Source organism: Fodinicola feengrottensis, assembly GCF_039530045.1.
Taxonomy (GTDB): Bacteria; Actinomycetota; Actinomycetes; order Mycobacteriales; family HKI-0501; genus Fodinicola; species Fodinicola feengrottensis.
In genome coordinates, this window is the sequence record NZ_BAAANY010000025.1 from 1 (window position 1) to 11,321 (window position 11,321).

Genomic DNA, 11,321 nt, shown 5'->3' on the forward strand with positions numbered 1-11,321 from the left:
CTTTGGTGGCGGGGCGGGATTTTCCGATGGCTGGTAGACGAGACGCCGCACCCTCGCAGTAAACGCCTTTAACCAGGGCGCTCACGTCCGCAGTAAACGCCCTTAACTAGGGCGCTCACCTCCGCAGAGAAGGCCCTTAACTAGGGCGCTCACGTCCGCAGTAAACGCCCTTAACTAGGGCGCTCACCTCCGCAGAGAAGGCCCTTAACTAGGGCGCTCACGTCCGCAGAAAACGCCCTTAACCAGCACCGCCGCTCCCGCAGCAAACACCGCCTAACCAGGAAAGCTCCGCAGCAGCAACCCCGCTACGCCCCCGTGGGCACCGAGCCACTGGCAGACTTGGCTACCCACTGGTCCCACGAATAGGTCCAGTCGGTCCAGCCGTCATATGCCTTGACTGGCGAGCCGGTGTTGCGCACGTCGATGGGGTCGCCGACCTGGAGGTTGTGGAAGAGCCAGTCCGCCGGCGTCGGGGCCACGTTGATGCAGCCGTGCGAGACGTTGGTGTTGCCCTGCTGCCCGACGGACCAGGGTGCGGAGTGGATGAACTCGCCGCCCCAGGTGAGCCGCTCGACGTCGTTGACGTTGGTCTTGTAGCCGCCGGGGGCGCTCGCGGGCACGCCGTAGGTGCCGGAGTCGAAGACCGCGGTGGCGCGCTTCTCGATGATCAGCAGGGTGCCGGACGACGATGGGTGTTGCGGGGATCCGAGGCTGACCGGCAGATCCTTGACCTGCTTGCCGTCCACGGTGAGGACCAGCCGGTGGCTTTGCGCGTCGGCGACCAGTCGTTGGTCGCGGCCGATGGAGAAGTCGACGGTGATGTCCGTACGCCCCCATTTGCCGTCGCTGAACTGCACGCCGGCGGTGCCCACGGCGAGGTGGATCTTGGTGCCCGCCGACCAGTACTGCTGGGGACGGAAGTGCACCTCCTTGCTGTTGATCCAGCCCCACGCGCCGGTGCTGGCCGGTGTGGTGGTGACCTTCACCGACTTCTCGAAGGCGGCCCGCTGTTCTTTGGTGGTGAGCGGGCTGTCCAGCTTCAGGATCAGCGGCATGCCGATGCCGTACGACGCGCCGTCGCCGTTGAAGCTGCTGGCGTGCACGGACGCGTCACCGCTGGGGGTGGCCGCGGTGCTGAAGGTGCCGACCGTGCCGGCCGGCTGGCCGGTGAGGGTGGCCTGCACGGTGTAGGTGGCACCGAACGCCAGCTTGCCCTTGCTGGTCCACTTGCCGCCGGCGACCGCGCCGGTCACGTCGTCGCCTTTGGACGACTTCACCGTGACGGTGCCGAGCGAGCCGGAGGTGACCGCCACCGTGACCGGGGTGGCGGGAGCGATGTTGGAGCTGCCGCTCTTGGGGGTCATGACCACGTTGGCCATGGCGGCGGCGGTGGGTTTGCCGGCCGCTGTGCCGCCCGGTGGCTGGCCCTGGCACGCGGCCAGACCGAGCACGAGAACGAGGCACCCGATGAGTGTGGCGAGCGGGCCGAACGACGCTGTTCGTGACGACTTCACCCCTCCATTGTGCGGGGCGGGCCGACAGAAAGCCGCCTCCACAGGTACGGGATGGGCTGTCAAGCCCGACATGCGTGGAGTTTGCGACCGAATTGCCCTCGATTTAGGGTCTTTGCTGTCGTGCCTTACGTCACTATCGTGAATGAACCTGATCGTCGACGGCAGCGGCGCCGGTGCCGAACAAGGTCATGTCGGGGCCATGATCGAAGAGGGGACTGCCCATGCGCATCAGAGACATCATCCGTACCAAGGGTGCCGAGGTCGCCACCATCACGCCTTCCGCGTCGGTGTCGCAGCTGCTGGCGCTGCTCGCCGCGCACAACATAGGTGCTCTGCCGGTGGTCGCCGGCGATGCCGACATGGACATCACCGCGACCGCCGCCAACCATCCCGTCGTGGGCATGGTTTCCGAGCGTGACGTCGTACGCAGGTTGCATGACAGCGGAGACGGGCTGCTGGAGCGGCCGGTCGCCGACATCATGAGCCGGAAGGTCACCAGCTGCGCGCCTGGCGACGCGGTGGACGACATCATGCGGGTCATGACGGACCGGCGGATCCGGCACGTGCCGGTGGTCGAGGACGGCCACCTGATCGGCATCGTCAGCATCGGCGACATCGTGAAGAGCCGGATCGGTGAGCTGGAGGAGCACCGCTCGCATCTGGAGGCCTACATCGCGAGCGGCGGCTGACCTGCCTCCTGCCTTGCCCTCGACGAATCGGGGCAAGGCAAGGATGGGGAAGTTGTTACTGAAGTGGTCAATGATTGTTTGCGTGACAATTGTTCTCATGCGCTGCGCGATTTTTCGTGCGTACAACTCACATTCGGTGCGGATAATTTGCTTCGACGCCAGGGGTGGATGATTGACTAGGCTCAATGTGTGACGCGTTGCTTCCTTCGTTTTCACGTGCCGAACGGGTGTGCTGCACCGCGATGGCCGGTGAACCGTGGTTGAATGGGACTTCGAATCACAACGGTGTGATTTACCGATGCCCCTTCCGTCCATGCCCTTGAGCTGGGGATACGACGGACCGCTGGAGAACACGTCGACGAAGACGAGGAGCGAGATGGACGCCGCGGTCAACAGGCTGCCTGCCGAGCTCAGCGCCCCCGAACAAGCCGCCGAGCCCGCTCCCGCTGCGAAGCCGGCGGCCGGGCCTGACCCGGAAGCCAACGACGACTGTGGGTTGACCCGCCGCGAGCGCGAGGTCCTCGCCTTCGAACGCAAGTGGTGGCAGTACGCCGGCGCCAAGGAGCAGGCGATCCGTGACCTGTTCACGATGTCCGGAACCCGCTACTACCAGGTGCTGAACGCGCTCATCGACCGTCCCGAGGCGCTCGCGTACGACCCGATGCTGGTCAAACGACTGCGCCGGCTCCGGGCCGCCCGCCAACGGGCTCGCTCCGCTCGCCGCCTCGGCATCGAGCTGTAGCCCCTCGTCCGCAATGCCCCGTTGCTTGCGCCAGCCGCAAGGAACGGGGCCGTTGCGGACGTCTCCCGGGATCCGGTGGCCAGGTTCGGACGTCGTCGCCGGAGGTCTTTTCGAAACGGCAAATTCCGGCCCCGCACCGGGCAGGGCCGACTGTAGGCTCCGGCTTGCCCTTCGGGGCACCACCGTTTCGTGAGCTTCCGGAAGGGGCGGCCGTGCGGCGCCACTGGAGATTCCTCGTGCCGCTCGCGGCAGTCCTCGCGAGCCTGCTGGCGCTGACCCTCTCGCCGGTCGCGACCTTCGCCGCGCCCGGCGTGTTGCCGTACGTGCACGGCACGTCGACCGAACCGGTGTATTCGTACCAGAACGCCATCCGGGAGAGCGTCTGGGTTCAGACGCCGAACGACAGCGACAAGGACGGCAAGCCCGACCGGGTACGGGTGGACATCGTCCGGCCCCGCGAGGCGGCTAGCACCGGCGTCAAGGTGCCGGTCATCCTGGAGGCCTCGCCGTATTACAGCTGCTGTGGCCGGGGCAACGAAAGCCAGCTCAAGGGCTATGCGGCGGACGGCACGGTCAACGCCATGCCGCTTTACTACGACAACTACTTCGTGCCGCGTGGGTACGCCTTCGCCGCGGTCGACCTGAGCGGCACCAACAAGTCGCAGGGCTGCCCGGACGTGGGCGGACCGGCCGAGGTCGGCAGCGCCAAGGCGGTGGTCGACTGGCTGAATGGCCGCGCGCTTGGCTTCAACGCCGACGGCAGCCCGGCCAAAGCGACCTGGACCACCGGCAAGACCGGCATGATCGGCAAGTCGTGGGACGGCAGCATCGCCAACGGGGTCGCCGCCACCGGTGTGCCGGGCCTGGAGACGATCGTGCCGATCTCGTCGATCTCCAGCTGGTACGACTACCAGCGGTTCGGCGGGGTGCTGCGCGCTCCCGGCTATGTCACGTACCTGGGCGGCCTGGTCAACGGCCGTGCGCAGGGCGTCTGTGAGCCGCAGATCGACGCCGCGCAGGCGGCCAGCGACGACAGTACGGGCAACTACAACGCGTATTGGGCGGCCCGGGACTACCGGTCGACCGTCAACAAGGTGCACGCGAGCGTCTTCGTCGTCCACGGCATCAACGACCTGAACGTGACCACCTCGCAGTTCGGTCGCTGGTGGCAGGACCTCGCCGCGCGGGGCGTGCCGCGCAAGATCTGGATCTCCCAGCAGGGCCACGTCGACCCGTTCGACATCCGTCGTACGCAGTGGGTGGACACCCTGCACCAGTGGTTCGACTACTGGCTGCAGGGCCTGCACAACGGTGTCATGTCACAGCCGATGGCCTCCATCGAGCGGCCGTCCGGCGAGTGGACCACCGCGTCCACCTGGCCAGCGATTGGCGCGGTCGACAAGCCGGTCTTCCTCGGCGACGGCGATGGCACCACCGGCACCCTCGGTGGGTTCCCGTCAGGAGCCGTACGCACCTTCACCGATGACCCGAACCTGCTGGAAGGCGCCGCGGTCGCCAACCCGAACCAGCCGCTGGCGTCCCGGGCGGTGTTCCTGTCCGGCAAGCTCACCCAGCCGCTGCGGATCTCCGGCATCCCGAGCGTCACGCTGCGGGTCAAGGTCAACAAGCCGACCACCGAGCTGACCGCGCGGCTGGTCGACTACGGCGCCCAGCACCGGGTCGACTACCTGTCGGACGGGTCCGGCATCCACACGCTGGCCACCAAGTCCTGTTACGGCGAGTCCACCGCGACCGACAGCGCCTGCTATCTGGACACCGCGGTCGACTACACGGACAGCAACGTGGATGTGCTGACCCGTGGCTGGAAGGACGCGGCGCACTCCGTCAGCCTGAAGACCGTCACGCCGCTGCAGCCGAACCGCTGGTACACCGTCACAGTGCCGATGGACGCGTACGACACGGTCGTCCAGCCGGGTCACTCGCTCGGTTTGGTGGTGGTCGGGAGTGACACCGACAGCACCTCGCCGACGACCACTGGGGCCACCGTGCAGGTCTCGCTGGCCGGCAGTTACCTGCTGCTTCCGAGCATCGGCAACCTGCCGTTCGTACGGACCGCCCCGCAGATCGGTACGACGACGCTCAAGGCGCAGGCGTTGCGGCGGCCGGAACGCAACGGCGACTTCCGCTAAAGAGGGCGCGTAATGGGCCGCCGAGTGCGCTCGGCGGCCCATTTGCGCGTCAGTACGCTGACGGGATGGACAGGATCGTACGGCCGGCCACGCGCGCGGATGTGGCGGAGTTGTCCGAGGTGCTGGGACGCGCTTTCTATGACGATCCGCCGTTCGTGTGGGTGCTGCCAGACGACGACGTACGGCGGCGCAAGCTTGCCGGCCTGTTCCGGTTGTTGCTGACCAGCGTGCACCTGGCCAGGGGCGGCTGCGAGGTGTGCGTACGGGACGGCCGGATCACCGCCGGCACGATGTGGGACCCGCCGGATGACTGGCAGACGTCGACCGTCACCGAGTTGATGCAGCTCCCCAGCCTGATGGTGCTGCTCGGCCGGCATTTCTTCGCCGGCATCCGGGGCCTGAGCGCCCTCAACCTGCTCGCCGACGTACACCCACACGAGCCGCACTGGTATCTGGGTGTGATCGGCACCGACCCGGCCGCTCAGGGTGGCGGCTTCGGGCGCGCACTCATGGAGTCGCGGCTGTCCCGGTGCGACGAGACCGGTATCCCGGCTTATCTGGAGTCATCCAAGGAAAGCAACATCCCGTACTACGAACGTTTTGGCTTCGAGGTACGGGACAAGGTCACGCTGCCGCGCGGCGGCCCCAGCATCTATCCGATGTGGCGCGATCCGGCCGGGTGAATTCTGGCTGGGGATAATGACAAAAGGGTTTTCCAACGTGGAACATTCGGGCCGGGTAATGCCAGGTCGGGAAATAACGCGTTTTGTTTTGGCGAACCGCTTCCGCGCCGGTGAATCTCAGGGTATGACATTCATTGACCGGCTAGCGGGTCGGACGGCAACAAATCTCCACGTCGTGCGGATCCACGACACGAGATGACTGGGCGAGCAGGAGTGACCCGCGGATCTCACGGTGTCTGAAATCCACGTCTTCTTGAGGGAGAAGCATGTCCACAATCCTGCGCCGCAGCCTGCACCTCGCCATCCTCACCGCCTCCGCCGCAGCCGTTATCGCAGCTGGAAGCCCCGCTTCGGCGTCGGCGCTGGCGGCCGGCGCGCACGTACCAGCCACCATCGCCGCCCCGGCGGCCTGCTCGATTCCCGCCAACGCCAACGACGGCGTACTTAAGACCCTGAAGACCGTCGGCGACAGCCGGCACGTCACCGCCAAGGTCCGGCTCGCGATGTTCGAAACCGCGTGGGTCGAGTCGCACGCGAACAACCTGGGCTGCGGCACCGGCGACTCGGTCGGCGTCTTCCAGCAGTCGCCCAGCAACGGCTGGGGCACCAAAGCCCAGTGCATGAACGTCACGCACGCGGCCGGCAAGTTCCTCGACCAGGCCATCCCGAACTCCGCCAACCACCCCAGCTGGACCGCCGGCCACGTCGCCCAGAGCGTCCAGCGCTCGGCCTACCCGGACCGCTATGACGCCGCCCAGACCAAGGCCAACGCCCTGATCGCCCGCTCCAGGACTCTCTAGCCCGCTCGCGAGGGTGACGTTCTGGGGTCGAAATGCTGCGTTTTGGCACCCCAGAACGTCACCCTCGCGAGGGTTCACCTCAGCGGTTCCTCAGCAAGACGTCCGTACCTTTGTCGAGTGTCGACTCGACTGCGCCAGCTGCTGACCAGACGCCGGCTGGTGCCGGTCATCGTGGTCCTGGTCCTGGTGGCCGCGGCCATCACCTGGCTGGCGTGGCCGGCCGGTGGGGCATTCCACCGGGTGCCGGCGATGGTGGCGGTGCAGACCGGGCCGGGCGGGCGGCAGACCGTCGAGCTGGACACCACGACGTACGTGCCGGACAAGGCCTCGGCTGGTACGCCGGTGCCAGCGGTGTTGCTGGCGCATGGCTTTGGCGGCTCAAAGCTGAGCGTGGCCGCCGATGCCGAAAAACTGGCTGGTCAGGGCTATCTGGTGGTGACGTGGAGTGCCGAGGGATTCGGGGCTTCCGGCGGGCGGATTCACCTGGACAGCCCGGATTACGAGGTGTCGGACGCGAGCCGGCTGATCGACCGGCTGGCCGCTCGTACGGACGTGATCCACGACCGGGGCGGCGACCCGCGGGTCGCGGTGGTCGGCGGTTCGTACGGCGGCGCCCTCGCGTTGCTGCTCGCCGCTGACGACCACCGGGTCGACGCGGTGGTCGCGCAGATCACCTGGAACGACCTCGGGAAGTCCTTCTTTCCCAACGCGGCCGGCGGTCCGGCCGCCAGCGGAGTCTTCAAGAAACTGTGGGCCGGGCTGTTTTTCAGCACCGGCATGACCTCGCAGGGACAGCCGGCCGGCGCCGACCCGAGCGCGCCGCCGGTCACGCCGACGGTTGCCGATCCGCGCTGCGGCCGGTTCGCCGTGGATCTTTGTGACGCCTATCTGCAGGCGTCCACGACTGGGCAGCTCAGCCCGGCTTTGACGCAGTTGTTGGCAAAGTCGAGTCCGGCTTCGGTGCTGTCCAAGATCAGCGCGCCAACGCTGCTCGTACAGGGGCAGACCGACTCGCTTTTCCCGCTGTCGGAGGCAAACGCGAACGCGGCCGGCATCGCCGCCACTGGTACGCCGGTCAAGGTGACCTGGTTTCCGGGCGGCCATGACGGTGGCTCGCCGTCCGACGATGTCACCGTGCAACAGCAGACGCTGGGCTGGCTGAATCAGTACGCGGCCCGTGACGGCGTCACCAACGACGCCAGTTTTTCCTTCAGCAACAGCGGAGACCTGAACCTGCAGACCGGCCGGACCGCGACCACCGAGCTCGCCGCGGCCAGCTATCCGGGGATTTTCGGCTCTGGAGCACCGGAACGGCTCACTCTCAGTGGCCGACCGCAGAATATTGCCGCGCCACCGAACGGAAATCCGGCGGCGATCTCCAGCCTGCCCGGCCTCGGCTCGGCCGGCGCGCTGGCGAGTCGTGCGCTTGGGGCCGGTGGCGACCTGCCCGGCCAGGTCGCCTTCTTCTCCACTCCGGTGCTGGCACAGGCTGTTTCACTGACAGGTTCGGCGCAGCTGCAACTGAAGGTCGCCGCTCCGAGCGGCTCGGCGGTTTTGTTCGTACGACTGGAAGACCTGTCGACCAGCGGCCGCCCGAGCCTGCCACAGGGACTGGTCGCGCCGGTCCGGCTGACCGGTCTCGCGGCCACCCTGGATCAGGCCAAACCGGTGACCATCACGTTGCCGGCGCTCGCGTACCGTTTCCAGGCGGGGCACCAGATCCGGGTCGCGGTGTCGACCACGGACCAGGCTTATGCGATGCCGGTGCAGCCGGCCAGCTACCAGATCGGCCTTGGCTCCGGGCAGCTGACCATCCCGCAGGTGACCACTGTCGGGACCGGCTCCGGGTGGTTCTGGCCGGGTGTGCTGGGCGTGCTGGTTTTGGTGCTGGTCCTCGCGGTCACCGCGATCGCGATGGTGGCCCGCTGGCGGCGCGGCCGCGCGGTGTCCACTGTGGACGAAGAGGTGGCCGACCGGCCGCTGGTGGTCCGCCAGCTCCGCAAGGCGTACGACGACGGGTTCGTCGCGGTCCGGGACGTGTCGTTTTCGGTACGCCGTCACCAGGTCGTCGGTTTGCTCGGCCCGAACGGCGCCGGCAAGACCACTGTCCTGCGTACGATGATGGGCCTGATTCAGCCCACCGCTGGGGAAATCCTGCTTTACGGGCATCGGGTGAAGCCGGGCGCGCCGGTGCTGTCCCGGATCGGCTCGCTGGTGGAGGGCACCGGATTCCTGCCGCATCTTTCCGGGCTGGACAACCTGAAACTCTACTGGCGGGCCACCGGCCGGCCGGCGCACGACGCGAAAATGGACGAGGCGCTGGAGTTGGCGGACCTCGGCACGGCGGTCCACCGGGCGGTGCGGACGTACAGTCAGGGCATGCGGCAGCGGCTGGCGATCGCGCAGGCCATGCTCGGAATGCCGGATCTTTTGGTTCTCGATGAGCCAACGAATGGGCTGGATCCACCGCAGATAGCCCACATGCGGCGGATGATGCGCTCGTACGCGACCGATGGCCGCAGCGTGCTGGTGTCCAGTCATCTGCTGGCCGAAGTCGAGCAGACCTGTACGCATGTGGTGGTGATGAACCACGGCGAGGTGGTCGCGGACGGCACCGTCGACGAGGTGACCGGCGAGTCCACGTCGGTGCTGATCGGCGTCGACGATCCGGAGGCCGCGATGGCGTTGCTGCGACACGCGGACGAGGTGCTGACAGCCGAGCTGGCCAGTGGTGGCCTGGTCGTCGAGCTCAATCCGGCGCTGAATGGGCTGTCCCGCGGCGCGGTGGTGTCGCGGCTGGTGACGGGCGGCATCCGAGTGGACCGGGTGAGCCCGCGCCGGCACTTGGAGGACGTTTTCCTGCAGTTGGTGGGAGAGGACCGGAAATGACCGCCACGACAGGAAACGTGGCCGTTTCCGGGGCCGCGGCCGGCTATCGGCGCGGGGCGACGCTGTCGTTGATGACCGAGATCCGCCGGCAGTTGAGCCGCCGGCGCACCCAGTATGCACTGGGTTTTATGGTGCTGTTGCCGGTCATTCTGCTGATCGCGTTCCAGTTCGGCGGGCCGAGCTCGGCCAGCGCCACCCGCGGGGTGTCGCTGGTGGACCTAGCCACCTCCGGTGGGCCGAACTTCGCCGCCTTCGTTTTCTACGCGTCGGCCACTTTTCTGCTCGTCGTGGTGGTCGCGCTGTTCTGCGGGGACACCGTCGCCGGCGAGGCGTCATGGGGGAGTTTGCGCTACCTGCTGGCCGCGCCCGTGCCGCGAGCCCGCCTGTTGCTGCAAAAACTGGTGGTCGGATTTCTTTCCACCGCGGTCGCCGTCGTACTTCTGCTGGTATCCGCGGTCATCGGCGGGACCCTGGTCTATGGCTGGCATCCCTTGGAGACCCCGACCGGCGCGCAGATCGGCGCCGGGCAGTCGATGCTGTTGTTGCTGGCAGCAGCCGCATTCATCCTCGTACACCTGTTGATGGTGGGATCGCTGGGATTTCTGCTCTCCGTACGTACGGACCAGCCGCTGCTCGCCGTCGGTGGCGCGGTGATGCTCTACATCATCTCGAACATCCTGGATCTGGTGCCGGCGCTGGAAAACATCCGGCCAGTGCTGCCGACCGCCTACAACCTGGCCTGGCTCGGACTTTTCGCCTCGCCCGTACAACTGGACGACATGGCCAAAGGCGCGATCTCCGCGCTGCTCTATTCGACCGTTTTCCTCGCGCTGGCCTGGCGATCATTCCAGCGCAAGGACATCGTCAGCTGACCCTGCTCCTACTCATAGGTCAGTTGCTTGATCGTACGCATCACCGGGGCCGACTCGATGTGCCGGATGTCCTCCAGAGCACCCAGGGTTTCGCTGAGATAGCGGTAAAAGTCCGCGCCATCCCGGCAGATCGCCACCGCCAGCAGGTTGGACGTGCCGGTGGTGGCGGCGGCGAAGGCGATCTCCCGGTGGGCTCCGACGGCCTTGCCGACGGCTGCGAGCGCGGACGGCGCGACGGTCAGCCAGAGCATCGCGGAAATCTGGAATCCGAGTGACTTGGGGTCGAACTCGGTGTCGAAAAACAGCACCCCGGTGCCGCGGAGCAATTCTACCCGGCGTTTCGCGCTCGACTCGGACACTCCCACCGCGATCGCCAGCTCGCGGTAGCTGAGCCGGCCGTCCCGCCGCAGCTCGGTCAGCAGCAGCTTGTCGGTCGAGTCCAGCTCGGTGCGCTCGTCGGTCACCGCCGACGCCGGCTGCAGCGCAATGGACTGCTCCGCGCTCAGCGCGTCGGGAGCGCCGCCCCAAGCGAGGCGGCCGCCGTAGAAAATGTGCAGCAAGTTGTGTGCGCTGACCGAGACGATCCGGGGTGTACGCGGAACCTTGTGCAGGAGCAACGCATCGAGCTCGTCGGCGTTGGGGGCGTGCACGATGAAGGCGATCTCGGTGCCGCCGGAGGTGAGCTTCACGTACGACGTGTCCGACCGGCGGGCGATCGAGGCCGCGATCGCCATCGAGGCGTCCGGAGTGCAGCGCAGCCGGATGAACCACACGGTCTGGCCGACCAGCTCCGGCTGCACCCGCCCGAGCACCCGGACACCGGACTCGCGCAGCCGCCGGTAGCGCCGGGCGACGGTCTGGTCGGAGACGCCGAGCACCTCGGCGATCGCGCTGAAGCCGGCCCGCCCGTCGATCAGCAGGGCGTGAAGGACTTGTTCGTCCAGCTCGTCGTACGCGTCGGATTTCATCTGTCCCCGTGATC

General features: G+C 67.2%; 9 protein-coding genes. 7 read left to right on the top strand and 2 right to left on the bottom strand.

Annotated elements, in window-relative coordinates:
• Nucleotides 1-305: 305 nt before the first annotated feature.
• On the bottom strand, nt 306-1,514 hold the full coding sequence (locus ABD301_RS29590; protein WP_344313595.1) for a L,D-transpeptidase: 1,209 nt from the start codon (nt 1,512-1,514) through the stop codon (nt 306-308).
• Nucleotides 1,515-1,735: 221 nt separating this feature from the next.
• Between ABD301_RS29590 and ABD301_RS29595 the strand changes: the two genes are divergently transcribed.
• From ABD301_RS29595 to ABD301_RS29625, 7 genes are all read left to right on the top strand, one after another.
• Nucleotides 1,736-2,203, top strand: coding sequence for a CBS domain-containing protein (locus ABD301_RS29595; protein WP_344313596.1), 468 nt, complete (start codon nt 1,736-1,738; stop codon nt 2,201-2,203).
• A gap of 376 nt (nt 2,204-2,579) precedes the next feature.
• Nucleotides 2,580-2,945, top strand: coding sequence for a nucleoid-associated protein NapA (napA, locus tag ABD301_RS29600; protein WP_344313656.1), 366 nt, complete (start codon nt 2,580-2,582; stop codon nt 2,943-2,945).
• A gap of 236 nt (nt 2,946-3,181) precedes the next feature.
• Nucleotides 3,182-5,095: a Xaa-Pro dipeptidyl-peptidase gene (locus ABD301_RS29605; protein WP_344313597.1), complete on the top strand. Its 1,914-nt coding sequence runs from the start codon at nt 3,182-3,184 to the stop codon at nt 5,093-5,095.
• A 65-nt stretch (nt 5,096-5,160) separates the two neighbouring features.
• Complete coding sequence (locus tag ABD301_RS29610) at nt 5,161-5,778, top strand: GNAT family N-acetyltransferase (protein WP_163572477.1); 618 nt, start codon at nt 5,161-5,163, stop codon at nt 5,776-5,778.
• A gap of 266 nt (nt 5,779-6,044) precedes the next feature.
• Complete coding sequence (locus tag ABD301_RS29615) at nt 6,045-6,578, top strand: hypothetical protein (protein ID WP_163572478.1); 534 nt, start codon at nt 6,045-6,047, stop codon at nt 6,576-6,578.
• Nucleotides 6,579-6,695: 117 nt separating this feature from the next.
• A complete protein-coding gene (locus ABD301_RS29620) occupies nt 6,696-9,467 on the top strand; it encodes an alpha/beta fold hydrolase (RefSeq protein WP_344313599.1) in 2,772 nt (923 codons plus the stop codon).
• The gene (locus ABD301_RS29625; protein ID WP_163572479.1) at nt 9,464-10,339 is read left to right on the top strand and encodes an ABC transporter permease; all 876 of its coding nucleotides are present in this window, start codon (nt 9,464-9,466) and stop codon (nt 10,337-10,339) included. Before ABD301_RS29620 ends, ABD301_RS29625 begins: the two co-directional genes overlap by 4 nt.
• Nucleotides 10,340-10,347: 8 nt before the next feature.
• Here ABD301_RS29625 and ABD301_RS29630 read toward each other — a convergent pair whose 3' ends face one another.
• Nucleotides 10,348-11,307, bottom strand: coding sequence for an Lrp/AsnC family transcriptional regulator (locus ABD301_RS29630; protein WP_344313600.1), 960 nt, complete (start codon nt 11,305-11,307; stop codon nt 10,348-10,350).
• Between the last annotated feature and the right edge of the window lie 14 nt (nt 11,308-11,321).

Excerpts from the sequence above, each read along its gene's own strand:
- ABD301_RS29630 (WP_344313600.1), bottom strand. The coding sequence starts at position 11,307 with ATGAAATCCGACGCGTACGACGAGCTGGACGAACAAGTCCTTCACGCC.
- ABD301_RS29595 (WP_344313596.1), top strand. The coding sequence starts at position 1,736 with ATGCGCATCAGAGACATCATCCGTACCAAGGGTGCCGAGGTCGCCACC.
- ABD301_RS29610 (WP_163572477.1), top strand. The coding sequence starts at position 5,161 with ATGGACAGGATCGTACGGCCGGCCACGCGCGCGGATGTGGCGGAGTTG.
- ABD301_RS29625 (WP_163572479.1), top strand. The coding sequence starts at position 9,464 with ATGACCGCCACGACAGGAAACGTGGCCGTTTCCGGGGCCGCGGCCGGC.
- napA (WP_344313656.1), top strand. The coding sequence starts at position 2,580 with ATGGACGCCGCGGTCAACAGGCTGCCTGCCGAGCTCAGCGCCCCCGAA.
- ABD301_RS29615 (WP_163572478.1), top strand. The coding sequence starts at position 6,045 with ATGTCCACAATCCTGCGCCGCAGCCTGCACCTCGCCATCCTCACCGCC.